The organism is Planotetraspora kaengkrachanensis (assembly GCF_016862895.1).
Taxonomy (GTDB): Bacteria; Actinomycetota; Actinomycetes; order Streptosporangiales; family Streptosporangiaceae; genus Planotetraspora; species Planotetraspora kaengkrachanensis.
This window is the reverse complement of the sequence record NZ_BONV01000011.1, coordinates 108752-124318: the sequence shown is the minus strand read 5'-3', so window position 1 is coordinate 124318 and position 15567 is coordinate 108752. Positions and strand designations below refer to the sequence as shown.

Genomic DNA, 15567 nt, shown 5'->3' with positions numbered 1-15567 from the left:
CCGAGACGCAGTTGCCGACCCCGGGAATCACGTAACCCCGGTCACGGTCGAGCGCGCGCAAAGCGGCCGTGACGACCGCCTCCGGCGTCAGCTCCTGCGCTCCGATCTTCGCCTTGTCCGTGCCGAGCGCGTCGAAGAACCCGGTCTGGACCGGCCCAGGGCAGAGTGCCAGCACCTTCACCCCCCTGCCCCGGAACTCACTCCACAGGGCGAGGCTGAAGGTGAGCACGAACGCCTTGGACCCGCTGTAGGTCGCGAAGTAGGGCGTGGGCTGGAATGCCGCGGTGGAGCCCACGTTGACGACCGCACCCGCACCGCGCTGGACCATGCCGGGGATGAACGCGTGCGTCAAACCCACCAGGGACACGACGTTGACCATCACCTGGTCCTGATCCCGCGCGGTGGGGATCTCGGCGAACCGGCCGGCGGTGCCGAAGCCCGCGTTGTTGACGAGCAGGTCGACGCTCATCCCCCGGGCGGCCACCTCCTCCACCACCCGGGACACGGCGTCCGGCGCCGTGAGGTCCTGACCGATCACTTCGGCCCGCACGCCGTACGACCTCCGCAGCTCATCGGCCAGCTTCTCCAGCTTGTCGACCGAACGGGCGACCAGTACGAGGTCGTCTCCGCGGGCGGCGAGCTGACGGGCGAACTCCACGCCGATGCCTGAGGAGGCGCCGGTCACCAGGGCGGTCTTGCTCATCGCGATCTCCTTCTCGTTTCCTGTTACTTCAACGTATCACTTATATCTCTAGGTGAAACATGCTCTCACTGTTAGATCTTCAGGTAAGACGGTGATGTAACATTTGCTCATGGAAGCGAAGGCCCGCCCGCTGCGTGCGGACGCCGAGCGCAGCATTCGGACGATCATGGATGCCGCCGAACGGCTTCTCGGGGAAAATCCGGGCGCGACGATGGAGCAGATCGCGGAGGCGGCCGGGGTGGCCAGGATCACCATTCACCGGCGGTTCGCCAGCCGGGAGGCCCTCGTCGAGATCATGACGACCGCCGCATGGCGGGAGATCAGCGCGGCCGTCGAAGCGGCCAGGCCGCACACCGCCCCCCCACTGGTCGCGCTGCACCAGGCCACCACCAACGTGCTCCACATCAGGTCCCGTTGGCGGTTCGCCCTCAGCCACGTCAACCCGCTCAGCGAGGAGGCCGCGAGCATCCAGGCCGAGGTCATGGACCAGTGCGACGCGTTGTTCCGGCGCGCACAGGAAGCCGGAATCCTTCCCCCTGACACCGACCTTCTCTGGGCCCGGCGGGTCTATCTGGCCCTGCTCAACGAGACGTGCGGCCCCACTCCCGAGCAGGCCGCCGAGCTCGACCCCGACCCCGACACGCTCGCCGCCCGGATCATCCACACCCTGCTGTACGGCGTGACAACACGATGACCCTCGGCCACGTAGCCGAGGGTCATGGCGTCAGCACACGGTCCGCACTCCCTGCTACGAGGCCATCCCCTGGGTTACCGAAACTTCGCAAGATGCCCTGCACTTTCATGTGCGACCTCTACGTAAGTCCGTCAACCCCCCGAGAGACTTGCAGGCGGGACCACTTAGTACCGCGCTGTTGGCGATTCTGGCGACAGATCGGACAGCCGTAACGGTGCCACACCGAAGATCCATGATCTTCTCAAACGCCTTCCTAGGCCCGTCTGCCGCGATACGGGGGGTAGCGCAGCAGACGGGCGGATTTGGATGGGCGGCCTTCTTTCAGCCCGCCCGACATTCGGAAGGCCGCCCAGCCCAGCAGGTCGCACGTAGGCGAACGAGGGCGACCGGCCGGGCGGCTCGGGAGAGGTTGACCATGCCTTGCGACGCCTCGTCGACGTAGCACCCGAACGCCTCAGCCGGAAGGGCGATCTGAAGATGCTCACGACCTTTCGGCCAGCTTCACGAGGTCATCCCAGTTCACGAAGTCGCCGTCGCAGCGATGCTTTCCTGCTCGGCGATCGCCTGCGCGAGCTGCATAAGGTCGTCCCCGTCGACCGTGCGGGCGGCGCCGGCCTTCTCCGCCTTGCCGTCGAACGAGGAACTCCGGGTCGCCCAGAAGCGGCCGGCGTCGCTGTGCATGATCCGCCAACCGGGAATCACCGGTTCCAGCGGGGCCTTATCGTGGGCCATGGGTCGCACCTCCTGCGTGCGATTAAGGGCCGGTCCCAGACGTGTCAGCGTCCACAGGGCCGGTCCGACTACTTCGCGTGGCGAATCCATCACAACGCAGTGCGTTGTCGCTCCGACAGGGGACGATGGAGGACGGAAGCGGACTTCCCCCAACGTCCGCCCTGCTGACCACGAGGTACGCGATGGAAGACCTCCCAGACATTCCAGCGTGGGCCGTCCGACTGAGAGCGGCACGCCGCGAAAAGTCCTGGCTGCCGAAGGACATGGTCCGACAGCTGATCGAGGCTGCCGACGATCATGTCCGTGCACATCTACCAACGCGGGATTCGCTGCTGAGGATGCTGCGGATGTGGGAATCGGGACAGCGCCGGCCACGAGACCCCTACCCCAAATTGCTGGCGAAGGTCTTCGGTCTCTCTGAGGCGGAGCTGTTCGGCGCGCCTCACCCCGTGGGCATGACGCCTCTGGAGCCCAGCTCTACGGTCGATCTAACGCTGTACCCGCCTCACCAGGGGCCCGTCGCTCCGGAGCTTGTCATGTACTTTCTCGAGCAGCTTCCCGGCCACTACCAAGCCGACATGTGGCTCGGGCCTCGCCATCTCATTCCCACCGTGGCCACTCAGGCAAGGCTCATCACGGAGCTTGCCCAGGCGGCCGACGCACCCGTACGGCGCGGACTACTGGGCGCTGGCGTCGCATACGCGGCGCTGCTTGGCTGGCTATACCAGGACGCCGGGGACGTCGACCAATCCGGCAGATGGCGGACCCTCGCCCTCGACATGGCACACCGGTCTCAAGACCCACAGCTCATCAGCTACGCCCTCACGAACAAGGCCATGCTCGCCATCGACCTACGCGAGGGGCACACCGTTGTGGACTACGCCGAGGCCGCCATGGCCGACGAGCGGAAGCTTTGCCCGAAGGTGCGGATCCTCGCGCTGGTTCACCAAGCACATGGACACTCGATGCTCCCGGTCAAGAACAAAGACATGGTGGACCGGCTGCTGGACCGAGCGGCGGGACTCGTGGACCAGGTCGACGACGAACACCCGTGGGGCAATGCATGCCGCCGCACCCTCGGCTACATAGATGTCCAGCGGGCAACGACGTACGTCCGGCTCGGCGCCTACCGAGAGGCAGTCGCGCTGTGGGACCGAATCCTCGGCGGCGCACCTGAGTCGGCGCGGCGAGACAACGGCGTGTTCTGGGCGCGGCAGGCGGGCGCTCTGGCAGCGATCCCAGAGCCGGAACGCGCGGTCCAGATCGCCTCGGCGACCGCGGCCATCGTCGAGGGCACGGGGTCAGCGAGGCTCCGACAGGAGCTGAGAGCCATCCCTCAGCGTGCGACTGCCTGGGCGGGTACGGCCTACGGGCGCGAACTGGGTGAGATCATCGCTCAGTTCGCCTGATCGATCTGGAGATGCCGATGACCCCCCAGCCCCTGTCCGAAGAGGAGATCGCTGTCCACCTGGCCGAGCTGCCGGGCTGGGAACGCGAGGACCACAGCATCACCCGAACGTTCAAGCACACCTACCACGAGTGCGTGCACCTGGCGATGTACGTGGCCGGAAAGGCTCGTGAGGTAGGTCATCACCCAGACATGCACGTCACCTGGCAGCGAATCCGCTTCGTGATCACGACGCACGACGCCGGGAACCGTCTCACGGCCAAGGACTTCGAGCTCGCCCGCGACATCGACGCGATCGCGGCCGGACACGGCGCTGAGCCGATTTGATGCTCCTCACGGAATGGGGTGCCCGGTACGCCAACTCAGCGGCCTCGCGTGAGGGGACGCATGGTGCCTTCCATACCATGACCCAACCCGGTGACTACGGCGTCTCCGGGGCCCATCGCCTTCAGTAGATCCTGGTCGGCATGCGCCGCTCGCTGCGCGCTCGGCTCGGCGAACGATTCGCTCATGGGCGACGTCGTTGTCGACGGTGCAACGCACGACGCGGATCGCCGCGAATTCAGCGCGAGGCTCCAGGTTCGGCCGCCACGGCTTGTCCTGAAACGCCGGCTCCGCCACCACGGTCACGCCAGCACGCAGTAGCGTCGCGAGGACGTCGAAGAATACCGTGAGCGTCCGTTGCGTAAGTCGGTCGCCGGTGCTCGCCTCAGACCCGGGGGTGGAGTGCATCATCCATTCCTTGATCTCATCGCGGCAGACTGCCGGGCAGCCGAGCGATCTCACGCGCGAGCGTTGTCTGCCACTGCCCGGGGGACCGCTCACCACAATTAGCGTCGGGGACGGCCTCGCCGCACTCTTGCATCCCGGCAGACCCCTCGAAACACCAACTCGCCCCTCTACAGGGCAGCAGTCGGTGGAACCCGGCCGGTCGGATGACCGGTTGTAGGCCGATGGACGGCCGACTGAGACCGGCTGGGGGACAGGTCCCAAGACCCCAGGTCAGCCCGTGCTGACCCCGGCCAGTCGCCGGCCCGACTGTCAGGCGAAAGCGCCAAGATCGTGGTGAGGGGAAGTCGGGCGTTGGCGAACGTGTCGACGCTCGCTAAATCGAATTCCTCCTTGGTGTATTCCTATGACTAATTCTTTCGCCGGCCTTTTCGTTTTCGGGTTTGGTGATATTCCGATTGAGCGTTCCGCCGTGAATATCTCTCACCGTTTGACCTGGGAAAACATCGTAAAGACACGCCGCATTTCATTGATTCGATCTGTGTTCTGAGGTTCAATTGAAGTGACAAAAGAAAGGCGCGGCGCGTGGTGCGCCGTGTGGGATCGGATCAGGGAGAGCGATCGTGTCGAATGGAATTCCCGGTAAGTGCGTTCCCGCGAATGTCCCGGGGGAGAAGCTGATGCCGGAAGATATGGCGCGCGTAACGCCGGATGACTGGGCAGAGATTCAGAAACTCGCACGCGGCTACTGCCGTACCGTCGACAGCACGCGGTCACGGAAGCGGATGGATGGGAGCGCCACAGTCGTCAAGCAGGGATACGCTCCCTACGGCACAGACGATGTGTCGGACGACGTCACGCAGGACGCCGTTCTCCTGTTCGCGCAGCGTCTGCGGGACATCGTCGCCTCATGTGAGGCGGCACCCGAAAGCACGGCCGCCGTGCCCGCATGGACGTACGTCCGGCGCGATGGCGGCGAGATGACGATCACGCGGACGACGTTGCAGAGGTGGGCCGTGCGGGACGCCGCCGCGCGGAACGGTTACCGGATCGATGTTCCGCCGGATCAGATCGACGCCACACCGGGGGCTCAGCTCATGCGCGGGCTTCCGCACGCAGAGAACGTCACACGCGCCGCTGTGGCGTTCTGCATGGCACAGAACAGCGCGGCTATCTTCCGTCAGGCGTTCGGAGACGGTCAGGACTTCCAGATCATCGCCGACGTCATGGACAGGGCATCTCGGGCCGATGACTTGGGACGTGCGGGGATCCTCAGCGCGATCGCTCAGGAACGCCACGGGGGCGCGTACGGCTCCCGCCGGAACGTGATCCGAGTGCGCGACGCCGCGCGGGCGGAGTGGCGGGAACTGGCGGAGCGTCTTGACGACGCCAGAAGCGCGATGGTGCACGGCGGCACCGCAGACGACTGACGAAAGCTCGCGAGAGGGCCCCAGAGAGCCATTCTGGGGCCTTTCTTGTGGTGTATGAACGTGTCCTCGCCCGAATAGAACGGTGAAGGATCATGGAAATCGTGGACGCTTGGACCGTAGCGCGCACCGTATTTAAGTGAGAGCGAAATTCGCCGGTCCTCGCACGTTGCGACCGACGCTATTCCACTCTCATGTGCTGTTCTCCGGCTCACTCTGCTACGCCGTGAACAGCTACGGAGCCGGAACGGTCGATTGCCCGAGCGGCGCGCGACAATGTGAGGAAATGTTGCCGTGTGCGGACGGTCGAACCGTTCCGGTGACCGTATTTAAGTAAGAGCGATTCGCGCCGTGAAAACGTTGTGAACGCCTCACTCCGCCGCTTGCGGAAATCCGTCGCCCTGCTTTCCACGCGCGGAAATCGCGGGCGGCTCGTCCGAAGGAGCGTTTTCTATGGGGGTGAATCCTGCCGTTGGGCGGCTGAAGTGGGCCGTGGGAGATCTGACGGTGTCCGGCGGTGGCCGGGTGATGCGGGTGCTCGCGATCGGCCAAGTCCGCCCAGACACCGCGACGCTGGCTCCCGACGCCGATCCGGGTGGAGAGCGGGAGCACGTGGTGACGGTCGCGCTGATACCGATGCCCGGAGGAGCCGAGACGATCACCTGTCTCGGCTGCCTGTGGAAGACACATCTGTGGATCGATGCCACGCACACCAACCGGTCATCCGGGGCGCGCATGCGCTTGATTCGCTGCTCGAGTTGCTTTGTCGATGCCATGGACTTCCGGGACTGCGCGATCCACACGACCAGCACGACCGTACGCCCCCATCATCTGGCGCGCCGTCGCTCCTGGTAACGACCGCCAACCTACTCGATCACCAAACACCTGGAGCCGCCATGGCCATGACGCATGCCCTCGTGCTGCCCGCCGGTTGGATCATCAGCACGCGCCTGATGCCTGCCTGGAAGATCGATGCCGATCACCTGCTGGAACTGGAAGCGGCCGGACGGACCGATGAGAGCCGGATCCGCTGGCGGTATCGGCTGTCGCGTCGGCGTCGGACGATCTTCGCTGCGTCTGACATCTGCTCGGCTGTCGGGGCGGTGCTGACCACGGATGAGCTGATCAGAACGGCCCGGACCGTGCTGTGTTTCCTCACCGCGAGGGAGGGCGACACGGACGCCGAATACTTCGACTCCTACACGCGTACACAGGTGGCCTGGCGCGACAGGTACGCCGAAGAGCTGTCGATCTACGCCATGGACGGTTGGTGCGGCTACTGCGGTGGCGATCATCTTTCGCCCGGATGCCTGTCCCGCTGACACCGGGGGCTCGGTTCGCGCCCGGTCAGGCGGCGTGCCGTACGGCCCTGCTCCCGGTCGTACGGCGCGCTCCCTGACCGGCTGTCGAGAGGAGACGATCATGGGACGCTGGTTTGGGCTCTGGTACGGCGGCAACGGGTACAGCCCGCCGGAGCCTGATGATCTGGAGGAGTTCTCCTCCCTCGCCGATGCCCGCGCCAAATTGGCCGACCGGTACCGGCACGGCTACTCGTATCGCTCGCGCTTCGCCTTCATCAGTCGCGAGCCTGCCGATGTGCTGACGCCGTGCGTGGGTGATGACTGCGCGATCACCCTGTACGGCTCTCGCGACGCGCTCGACTACCCCGACCGGCGGCTCTTTCTCGGGCCGCACGGCGGAGTCCGTAGCGAGCACTGCTGACTCTCTGCTTCTGCGCCCCCGGCGATCGCCGGGGGCTTCTTCATGTCTGGAGGTTGATCATGACTGGCGTTCCCGATCACACCGTACGGCTCGCCTCGCCGACGGATCTCATCGCGATCGTGCCCTACCTGCTGGGCTTCCATCCCACGCTGAGCCTCGTCGTGACCGTGCTCGACACCGAAGGCCAGACGGTGGGTGGGGTGCTGCGCTTCGACCTGCCGAACGACTCGGCAGACGCGCCACGGCTGGCGGGCCGACTCGTCGACATCCTCACGCGCAACGCGGCCCGTCAGGTCCTGTTGCTCGGCTACGGGCCCGGTGCCCTGGTCACTCCCATCATGGACGCCGCAACAGATGCCCTGGAGGGCGCCGGTATCGAGATCAGGGACGCGCTTCGTACTGACGAAGGGCGCTACTGGTCCTACACCTGCACAGATCTGGCGTGCTGCCCGCCGGAGGGCACGCCGTACGAGATAGTCAGCAGCCACGCCGCCGTATCCGCCGTCGTCGCCGGGTTCGTCGCGCGGCCCAACCGCGCAGCACTCGCCGCGACTCTCGCGCCGGTATGCGGTCCCGACCGGGACCGGGTGAACGCGGCGACCCGAAACGTGTGCGCACATGCCCGGACTCTGATGAGCGGGCAGAACCGTCACGGCTGGTACCGCGAAGGCATCGACCACGTCGTCGCCGCGCTCGACCGCGTCAAGGCGGGGGAGGAACTGGACGCCGACGCGGTCGCCTGGCTCGGCGTTCGACTCACCGCGATTCTTGTCAGGGACGCTGCGATGACGTTCCTCGGCCGCTACGACGACGAGACCCACATTCGTCTGTGGACCGAGGTCACTCGCAGGGTTGAGCCCGCCTTCGCCGCCGCCCCGGCCGCGCTTCTGGCGTTCGCCGCATTGCGGACCGGAGATGGGCCACTGGCACGCGTCGCCGTCGAACGTGCCCTGTCCGTCGATCCGGGCTACCGGCTCGCGAGCATGATCGGCTTTGCTTTGGACCACGGGCTTCCGCCGTCGGTGACCTCCGGCATGGACTGCGCGGAGATGGCCGACGAGATCCGCGCCCGGGCTGAACAGTACCCGGAGGGCGCTCGGCCGGTCCTGCCCGAGGGCTGGTGACGTTGATGACGCACGCGTCCACCCGATCGGCAGTCGTGATCGGCGGTACCGGGCACGTTCTGGGCATCGAGGCGGATGCGGCGCCCGGCGACGGCGAGCTACGCCTCATCGGCCTGCCGGAACCTTCCGTATGGCCGACCCGCGCTCGTGTTAGGGCCGCGATTCTCAACGGCGGCATGGCGTGGGGGGAAGCCCGCGTCACGGTGAGCGTGTGCCCCACGCTGCCGACCTACGGCAGTGCGGCCGATCTCGCGCTGGCGGTGGCCGCGCTGGCAGCCGCCGGAGTCGTCCCACCGGAACAGATCGCCCGGGTGATGTTCCTGGGTGAGCTTGGCCTGAACGGTGTGATCCGTCAGGTCCGCGGAGTCCTGCCCGCCATCCATACCGCCGTGCGGGCTGAGATCTCCACAGTCGTGATTCCGGCAGCACACGCCTCAGAAGTTGCTCAGATTGCCGGTGTCGCGGTGATCCCTGGAACCAGCCTCACCGACATGGTGAGCTGGCTGCGGGACGGCACGCTGCACGATCACGCATGCGCGATGTCGTCGGCTCCGGCATCCGCGGAAGCGGCCGGCGGCGCGGGCGACAGACGATGAGGATCGGTGGCCGCGTCCTGGTGCGGCCCCTCCTCCAGATCCCCGTACGGCCGTGGCGATCGGAGTCCTACCAATCGCCTTTCTACTACCCGGGCACCGTCATCGAGATCAACGAGAACGGGCGTGCCCGCGTGGAGCTGGACGAATCGCTCTATCCGGCACCGTGGGGGAGCCGCATCCAGTTGTTCCACACCGCCGAGATCCATCGGTATGGCTGCAACTGCGACGAATGCGGCACGCCTGGCCGCGACATCTACCGATTCCGAGCCGACCAAGCGCAACGACGAGATGAAAGCCAGCCGTGAACGAGAGGTACTCGAGCACGGCCACAGAGATTAGCAACCGACATGTCAAAGGAGGCTGTCCGTGAACGAAAGCGACATCGACGACCTGGTGGTCCAAGTTGCCGGACACCTGGAGGGATTCACGCCGCTGATCCGGCCCGGCCATCCCGCGTACCTGTTGGGGCCGGGCGGCGCGCGGCTCGTCGTCCACCCGCTGTGGAACCAGGCGGGGAAGATCGCGGTGCTCGGTGTCTATCCGGACGGAAGCAGGGGCTTGTTCCCCGACCTATCCCGGCACCAGGTCGCTGTGACCGTCGGCCGAGGGGCCGAGTCCGTAGCCAAGAAGATCGCCCACCGACTCCTGCCCGGCTACCAGCGAGATCTGGCGAGGTGCTTCGAGCGACTGGCTGACAGGGCGGTCGAAAGCAGCAATCGGGCCGAGTTCGTCGCCACCTTGCTGGCCATGCTGCCGGGGGTCACCGTCACCGAGAAGAAGCGCGAGACCGTCATTCAGTGGCGGTTGGGTGAAGCGTCCGGCTCGTTCACGGTGCACGGGGACACTGCCGTCAACTCCATCGAGATACGCACGGCAGATCGCGAGCTGACCGAACGCGTGGCCTACGCCGTTCAGCAGCGCTCCATGTGAGCGCATCAGGCCCCGCGCCAAGCCGAGCTCTGATCATGACACCTGATGGCACTGGCTCCGGCCGGTGCCTTTCTCATTTCCACCGAATGGAGAAGGACATGTCGAAGGAGTCGCTGGAGTGGCTGAACGCCAACACGTTGATCGGCTTCACCGAGAAACGGAGCACGGCCTGGCACTATCGCGCCAGCATGCAGGGCGAGGAGCCGAACCACTATCCCGGGCAGATCCCGGTGGACGACGTCAAGCGGCGGCTGTTCGGCTGGGAAGCTATATCCAGCCCGGTCTACGTGGAAGATCCCAGAAGCGGGCTGGCTCAGGCGCCCGGACGGCAGGCGATCCTGCGCAGCGACACCGGATACGTCATGGGCATCTTCTCCGACGGCTACGAGCCACATCCCTACGTCGAATGGCTGATCAACACCGTGTCCCGGCTCCTGGCCGCCGATCTGTCCATCGGGTCGGCCGGCCTGCTGAAGAGCGGCGCGGTCGCCTGGGTATCGGTGGAAGTCCCGGAGAACATCGTCACGCCCGAAGGTGTCGAGTTCCGGCCCCACCTTTTCGGCGCGACGTCCTTCGATGGATCGCTGGCCACGACCTTCAAACGGGCCGTGACCAACATCGTGTGCGACAACACCATGGCCGCCGGGCTCGCAGAACGCGGACAACAGGTCAAGATCAAACACTCACGTCACTCGAAGTTCCGGCTGGCCGAGGCCCGCGATGCGCTCAACATCGTGTACGCCCTCGCCGACGAGTTCTCGGCGGCGGTGCGTGACCTGTGCCGAGTCGAGGTCACCGACCGGCAGTGGCAGCGGTTCCTGGACGCCCACACGCCGAAGCCGGATCGCCGGGGCCGCAGCCGAACGCTGGCGGAGAACAAGCGCGACGCTCTGGCCAAGCTCTGGAACCATGACCTGCGAGTCGCTCCCTGGCGTGGCACGGCCTGGGGCGTGGTCCAGGCGGTGAACACCTTCACTCATCACGAGCAGAGTGTCCGCGGCGCCGAGAGAGCCGAGCGCAACATGCTCCGCGCGGTGACCGGCGGCGTTGATGAGCTCGACCAGGGCACCCTGTCCTGCCTCTCGAAAGTGCTGGGCTGGTCCCTCGATGTCGCGGTGGCCCGACCTTTGAGGTGAAACGCAGCCTTCCACGTTGTGGGAGCCGATTGATGACGAGTCAGGACGTTGAAGGGGACTGACTGGATGGTGATTGTCGGAGCTATGGCCGCGGCGGATATCGGGCCTGCGAAACGCGGGCGTTCGGCACCAGGTGAGCGCCGGATGCCCCGCTTTGATGGTCGGGCGTGCGAAGGTGTCGGGAATCCCATATGAACGTGCGACGGTGGAGGAGAAGAGGCGGGATCTCTGATGGCCGACGCGTCGAGGCATGAGTGCCACAATCCTGTATTACGCCTATTTGAAAGTCGGACCATTGTCCTCACGGGCGAGCTCTTCGCTAAAGAATTCGATCGTCTGCAGACGTGTTCCGTCAGGCCGAATCTCAGTGACGGTCCTCTTCACAACTCCCTTGGAAACACGTCGGGACGTAGATCTCCTCTCACTACGCAGCCGCTTTGGTATCTCCTCGTTTAACGTCTCTTCGATTATCTGCGAGGATCTGTCTAAACGATCCTTGCTAACCCAAGTTGCGGTTCCGCCGCTCGCCATGGTCAGCACCGCAACAGCTAACCAGGCAATTGGGTTCCCGACCATTTCCGTTGCGATGTTAACCGCCACTCCAGCCCCAGAAGCTAGAGTGGCGGTTAGCATGCCCACGAACAGCGGATACTCTCGTAGTGGCAACCACCGACGAGCATCGCCGGTCATTGATCAATACCAATGCCGAGATTACGCTGCCTTTCCAACAAGGAAGCGAGAGATTCTCGATACGATGCGATGGAGCGATCATTCGGATCAGCCGAAGAAATTGCTACTCGATAGAGAGTGATAGCCTCCGCTATCTCATCCATAGCGAGTTGGTCGCCGAGCACATTTGCGCGGTCTTGGAGGAGGCCAGCCAGGTTCGACAGGTATGCCGAGCGAAGCCTGTCACCTGGATCTAGTCCTGATACTACACTTCGCATTGCCACAATAGCCTCGTCCAGGTCGGCAAGGTTTCCATGTGACGTGTATCGTGCGTGCAAGGCGATCGCGAGATTAGAAACAAAAGCGGGATTCGAGGTCATTCCACGAGAAGTAAGTGCCACGGATTGACGAAGCAGTTCAACTGCTTCGTCTAGAACAACCTCATCGCCAGACGATTCATATAACCGCATTAAGATCAATGCGAGATTCGATAGCCGCTGCGGAAGTGCGTAAGAATCAGGGTCAGTTAGTGAGATCGATTCACGAAGGTGGTCGACAGCCCTTCTCAAGTCTTGAGCATTGCCCGAATTTTCGAACAGGGCGCGCAACGCGATTCCCAGGTTGGAGAGTCTGTTGGCGCGTTCTGGCGAATCCGATGGCGTCAGCTCTGCAGCCTGCTTCAATACCTCAATCGCGCGACTAAGATCATTGAAGTCGGCCAAAAGCTCGAAGCGGGCACGCAGGGCGATTCCCAGGTTGGAGAGTCTGTTGGCGCGCTCTGGCGAATCCGATGCTGCCAACCCAATGCCCAGCTGCAACGCCTCAATCGCCAATTCGAGATCGTTAGAGTTACCGGAATATTCGTACCGTGCGTGTAGCGCGGTTCCTAGGTCGGCAAGTGCGCTTGCGTGCTCTGGCGACTCCGGTACTGTCGTGTCGACAGCCTGCAACAAGACCAGGATTGCCTGATCGAGATCTGGTTGAAGGCCGGTATTGGAGTATGTCCGCATGAGGCTCTGACCTGCCTCGACGAGCCGTTCTGGAATGACTTCTTCATTTTCTGGCGAAGCCGATTCATATATATTTTCGGCGAAAATAGATGAAGTCAGGCTCAACTTAGCCTTAAATATGCACCCATCAAAGGAAACATCTCCAATGAACCGTGCACCACTAAAGTCCGCATCGCGATTGAAGACGCTTCCATTAAATTGGGTGCTGTCGCCGAAAGTGCAGGTTGTAAACGATGCATCCCAGGCAAAGTTGGCATCATGAAATAATGTCGGGCCATTAAATGCGGTCTCGGCAAATTCGGCATTGCGCGCAAAATTGGCTCCGTCGAAACTGCAGGATCCCTCAAAATTCGCGCTTCGAATAGTCGCAGGAAGGGCGAAGTTGGCACCTGTGAATGAGGCGGCCGCGGCTACGTTTACGCTTTCGAACGTTACCTCTCCGGCAAAGTTCACATTCTTAAGAAATAGGCGCCCGGATAGCTGCGCTCCCTCAAATGAAGTTCGCCCAATGAACGATGCATCTGTGAAGACGGCTGATCCAAGATTGCATGCTGAAAGATCGAATTCGTATAGAGAAGCACCAGACAAGTCGAGGCTGATATCGGGCCAGAATGCCTCCGATGAGTCACTGTGGACCCTCAAATGTGTCGCGACAATTTGTTGCGCCGCCAGCCGGACCGCTAGCTCGTTGTGCCGGGTAATATCAGGGCCGGGAGAACTCTCGCGTAGGTCGTCCGCTCTGTCGGGCATTCTAAGGTATGCACATATGATATCTACTATTGTCTGCCGCATGGGTGGATGATTTTGTGCGAGTCGTTCAAGTGCGTACATGCCAGCAAGTCGAATCGCCGGCCTGTCATTGCTAATTTGTTCAATCGCGGTAGTGTATTGCTGAGTTACGTGACGTTCGTCGGCATCAATTCTTGCGAGTTTTACCTCAGTTTCCAGAGTTCGTTGCCTTCGGGCGAAGATCAACAAACCGTAGATCCCAATTCCAGCGCCAACGGGCACGCTTAAGGCAAGGATTATCTCGGCACCAAGGCGAATGCGTTCAAGGGGATTACCGCTTAGTGCAACCACTATTGCAAATGGAATGGATAAAGCAGTCATAGTGCCCAGTGTGATCCAAAGTACATGGCGAGAGGAGTTGAGAGGCGCGGATGGTCGAGTGGATTCACTCATTTGAGCTGCAATGCCTTCCCGGGGGAGTGAATACGGGCCGGTCGCATTGAATCGCATGCTTCGGCAAGGCGTCACAGTCTCGCTTGACTGACTCGCACCACAATGCGCCCGTGATTATACGCTTTTCACTTTTATCCGCCAAGCCTCATGTCATGGCGTTCAGGCCGCCTCGGAGTTGCGGAAACGGACATTATGGGACTGAGTGCAGGAAGGCGCCCATAATTGTCGAATCGCACTCTCGCTCGCCCGGCCGAACTGATGCGCGCCAATCGGTAAGGTTCTCCCGGCGCTCACCGTACGAGCCTAACCATTGAAGGCGCGTACGTGCCAGGATCGGTCGGACACTGCCGCTACGGTCGCGAATCTCGCCGCTCGTCGGCTCGTAGACCCGCTAGCGTTCACCGCCTAAGCATCGCGCTTCGACGGGCGCGCGGCAGCAAAGGGGAGGGCGAGATGAACGCCGGGACGGTGGCTCTGCTCTTCGATGTGGTGCGGCGCCTGGAGAAGAACATCGTGGCCCGGGAATGCCCAGCGATTGTTGCGATCGCGGGCGATCGCAAGCTGGTGCTGAGCGATTATGACTACCTGCGTGATAGCGCCACTGCGATGGCGTTCGAGTCGAGGGCGGCGGGGAAGGCGCGAGAGATCGGCGCTACTCGCTGGGTGCTGGCCGTTCCACAGGTGTGGATATTTGAGCCTCCGACCGCGATCTCCGTACGAGCCGTGTCGAACCATCCGCTCCGCGAAGGAGAGCAGGAAGCCATCACGTGGATGAGCTTCGATGGAGAGGACGGTGTGGACTACGGCCGGGTCGCGTACGCCCGCCGTCCCAACGGGGAGCCCGTCTTCGAGGAACCGGAGATCTTTGAGGTGGGGATCCGTCCGCGAGAGACGATGCCGGGATTCGCCTTGCTCCAGGAGTTCCTGGGTGAAACCCGGCACTAAAGAGTGAGGGCCGACTCCGAAGAACCGGCCCTCTGACCAACTCCAACTCTCTGACAAAAGAAAGGCTGAGATCGGTCACTACGAGCTTACGGCCTGTGCCTAGCCGCCGCTGGCAGGACGTCTGCGAGCGCGGCGCGGCCCACACGTACTCACGAACTGCGGAGGACCGTAGGCAAGCTGAATGCTCACTGTTTGATCCAGATGGGCGAGTTGCACTGCGCAGCCACCTTGTTGTGTCGGAAGCAGAGCTTGAAGACCGTGATGTGACCGAGGAAGACGCTGTCTTTCTCGCAGGGAAGGTCGCCGCCCTTCTCATCTTTCACGGTGTGCGTGAAGAGGTAGGACGTGGCGTACTCGGCCCATACCTCGGTGGCGTCGGCGCCTGTGTCGCAGACGGTGATGTGCTTGCGGTCTGAGTCGATGGAGACGGAGCCGTAGCGGCTGTCGGAGTCGTGCCAGCCGACATCGCCAACGTTGGCGGTTGAGGTCATCGCGACGTTAAATGCCAGCGTGGTGAGAACGATGACGGATTTCCGCATCAATAACTTCCGTTCCTATGG

Annotated in this window: 18 protein-coding genes; 13 read left to right on the top strand and 5 right to left on the bottom strand. The window is 63.3% G+C overall.

All coding sequences use genetic code 11. The features are described 5' to 3' along the window. The coding region (locus tag Pka01_RS15365; RefSeq protein ID WP_203883420.1) for an SDR family NAD(P)-dependent oxidoreductase at window positions 1–703 on the bottom strand (703 nt) is incomplete at its 3' end. A 109-nt stretch (window positions 704–812) separates the two neighbouring features. Between Pka01_RS15365 and Pka01_RS15360 the strand changes: the two genes are divergently transcribed. Further along, entirely contained in the window at window positions 813–1397 is a 585-nt protein-coding gene (locus Pka01_RS15360) for a TetR/AcrR family transcriptional regulator (protein ID WP_203883419.1), read from the top strand. A 519-nt stretch (window positions 1398–1916) separates the two neighbouring features. On the opposite strand, the gene Pka01_RS15355 is transcribed toward Pka01_RS15360, so the two are convergent. Then, a complete protein-coding gene (locus Pka01_RS15355; protein ID WP_203883418.1) occupies window positions 1917–2129 on the bottom strand; it encodes a hypothetical protein in 213 nt (70 codons plus the stop codon). Window positions 2130–2392: 263 nt separating this feature from the next. Here Pka01_RS15355 and Pka01_RS15350 point away from each other — a divergent pair, with 263 nt between their 5' ends. Then, window positions 2393–3538, top strand: coding sequence for an NsdA family TPR-like regulatory protein (locus Pka01_RS15350; RefSeq protein WP_203883417.1), 1146 nt, complete (start codon window positions 2393–2395; stop codon window positions 3536–3538). A gap of 17 nt (window positions 3539–3555) precedes the next feature. Then, a complete protein-coding gene (locus Pka01_RS15345; protein WP_203883416.1) occupies window positions 3556–3864 on the top strand; it encodes a 4a-hydroxytetrahydrobiopterin dehydratase in 309 nt (102 codons plus the stop codon). A 6-nt stretch (window positions 3865–3870) separates the two neighbouring features. On the opposite strand, the gene Pka01_RS41605 is transcribed toward Pka01_RS15345, so the two are convergent. After that, window positions 3871–4362: a P-loop nucleotide/nucleoside kinase family protein gene (locus Pka01_RS41605; protein WP_373318148.1), complete on the bottom strand. Its 492-nt coding sequence runs from the start codon at window positions 4360–4362 to the stop codon at window positions 3871–3873. A gap of 689 nt (window positions 4363–5051) precedes the next feature. Here Pka01_RS41605 and Pka01_RS15340 point away from each other — a divergent pair. From Pka01_RS15340 to Pka01_RS15300, 9 genes are all read left to right on the top strand, one after another. Beyond that, window positions 5052–5696: a hypothetical protein gene (locus tag Pka01_RS15340; RefSeq protein ID WP_203883415.1), complete on the top strand. Its 645-nt coding sequence runs from the start codon at window positions 5052–5054 to the stop codon at window positions 5694–5696. A gap of 450 nt (window positions 5697–6146) precedes the next feature. Further along, window positions 6147–6548: a hypothetical protein gene (locus Pka01_RS15335; RefSeq protein ID WP_203883414.1), complete on the top strand. Its 402-nt coding sequence runs from the start codon at window positions 6147–6149 to the stop codon at window positions 6546–6548. A 41-nt stretch (window positions 6549–6589) separates the two neighbouring features. Continuing rightward, a complete protein-coding gene (locus Pka01_RS15330; RefSeq protein WP_203883413.1) occupies window positions 6590–7015 on the top strand; it encodes a hypothetical protein in 426 nt (141 codons plus the stop codon). Between the two features lie 100 nt (window positions 7016–7115). Beyond that, window positions 7116–7415, top strand: a complete 300-nt coding sequence (locus Pka01_RS15325) for a hypothetical protein (RefSeq protein WP_203883412.1) — start codon at window positions 7116–7118, stop codon at window positions 7413–7415. Window positions 7416–7474: 59 nt separating this feature from the next. Continuing rightward, complete coding sequence (locus Pka01_RS15320) at window positions 7475–8539, top strand: DUF4192 domain-containing protein (RefSeq protein WP_203883411.1); 1065 nt, start codon at window positions 7475–7477, stop codon at window positions 8537–8539. 5 nt (window positions 8540–8544) lie between these two features. Continuing rightward, a complete protein-coding gene (locus Pka01_RS15315) occupies window positions 8545–9135 on the top strand; it encodes a magnesium chelatase domain-containing protein (protein WP_203883410.1) in 591 nt (196 codons plus the stop codon). Further along, window positions 9132–9440 carry a tudor domain-containing protein gene (locus Pka01_RS15310; RefSeq protein ID WP_203883409.1) on the top strand — a complete coding sequence of 103 codons (309 nt, stop codon included), beginning with the start codon at window positions 9132–9134 and terminating at the stop codon, window positions 9438–9440. Before Pka01_RS15315 ends, Pka01_RS15310 begins: the two co-directional genes overlap by 4 nt. Before the next feature lie 61 nt (window positions 9441–9501). After that, on the top strand, window positions 9502–10065 hold the full coding sequence (locus Pka01_RS15305) for a hypothetical protein (RefSeq protein ID WP_203883408.1): 564 nt from the start codon (window positions 9502–9504) through the stop codon (window positions 10063–10065). A 98-nt stretch (window positions 10066–10163) separates the two neighbouring features. Further along, window positions 10164–11201, top strand: coding sequence for a DUF932 domain-containing protein (locus Pka01_RS15300; protein WP_203883407.1), 1038 nt, complete (start codon window positions 10164–10166; stop codon window positions 11199–11201). Window positions 11202–11887: 686 nt separating this feature from the next. On the opposite strand, the gene Pka01_RS15295 is transcribed toward Pka01_RS15300, so the two are convergent. Then, the gene (locus tag Pka01_RS15295) at window positions 11888–13990 is read right to left on the bottom strand and encodes a pentapeptide repeat-containing protein (RefSeq protein ID WP_203883406.1); all 2103 of its coding nucleotides are present in this window, start codon (window positions 13988–13990) and stop codon (window positions 11888–11890) included. Window positions 13991–14515: 525 nt separating this feature from the next. Here Pka01_RS15295 and Pka01_RS15290 point away from each other — a divergent pair. After that, entirely contained in the window at window positions 14516–15007 is a 492-nt protein-coding gene (locus Pka01_RS15290; protein WP_203883405.1) for a hypothetical protein, read from the top strand. Between the two features lie 185 nt (window positions 15008–15192). Here the strand turns inward: Pka01_RS15290 and Pka01_RS15285 are convergent, their stop codons facing one another. Further along, window positions 15193–15546, bottom strand: a complete 354-nt coding sequence (locus tag Pka01_RS15285) for a hypothetical protein (RefSeq protein WP_203883404.1) — start codon at window positions 15544–15546, stop codon at window positions 15193–15195. Window positions 15547–15567 lie beyond the last annotated feature (21 nt).

Coding starts and splice junctions, on each gene's coding strand:
- Pka01_RS15360 (WP_203883419.1), top strand. CDS start 813: ATGGAAGCGAAGGCCCGCCCGCTGCGTGCGGACGCCGAGCGCAGCATT.
- Pka01_RS15355 (WP_203883418.1), bottom strand. CDS start 2,129: ATGGCCCACGATAAGGCCCCGCTGGAACCGGTGATTCCCGGTTGGCGG.
- Pka01_RS15350 (WP_203883417.1), top strand. CDS start 2,393: ATGGTCCGACAGCTGATCGAGGCTGCCGACGATCATGTCCGTGCACAT.
- Pka01_RS15345 (WP_203883416.1), top strand. CDS start 3,556: ATGACCCCCCAGCCCCTGTCCGAAGAGGAGATCGCTGTCCACCTGGCC.
- Pka01_RS15340 (WP_203883415.1), top strand. CDS start 5,052: ATGGATGGGAGCGCCACAGTCGTCAAGCAGGGATACGCTCCCTACGGC.
- Pka01_RS15335 (WP_203883414.1), top strand. CDS start 6,147: ATGGGGGTGAATCCTGCCGTTGGGCGGCTGAAGTGGGCCGTGGGAGAT.
- Pka01_RS15330 (WP_203883413.1), top strand. CDS start 6,590: ATGGCCATGACGCATGCCCTCGTGCTGCCCGCCGGTTGGATCATCAGC.
- Pka01_RS15325 (WP_203883412.1), top strand. CDS start 7,116: ATGGGACGCTGGTTTGGGCTCTGGTACGGCGGCAACGGGTACAGCCCG.
- Pka01_RS15320 (WP_203883411.1), top strand. CDS start 7,475: ATGACTGGCGTTCCCGATCACACCGTACGGCTCGCCTCGCCGACGGAT.
- Pka01_RS15315 (WP_203883410.1), top strand. CDS start 8,545: ATGACGCACGCGTCCACCCGATCGGCAGTCGTGATCGGCGGTACCGGG.
- Pka01_RS15310 (WP_203883409.1), top strand. CDS start 9,132: ATGAGGATCGGTGGCCGCGTCCTGGTGCGGCCCCTCCTCCAGATCCCC.
- Pka01_RS15300 (WP_203883407.1), top strand. CDS start 10,164: ATGTCGAAGGAGTCGCTGGAGTGGCTGAACGCCAACACGTTGATCGGC.
- Pka01_RS15295 (WP_203883406.1), bottom strand. CDS start 13,990: ATGACTGCTTTATCCATTCCATTTGCAATAGTGGTTGCACTAAGCGGT.
- Pka01_RS15290 (WP_203883405.1), top strand. CDS start 14,516: ATGAACGCCGGGACGGTGGCTCTGCTCTTCGATGTGGTGCGGCGCCTG.
- Pka01_RS15285 (WP_203883404.1), bottom strand. CDS start 15,546: ATGCGGAAATCCGTCATCGTTCTCACCACGCTGGCATTTAACGTCGCG.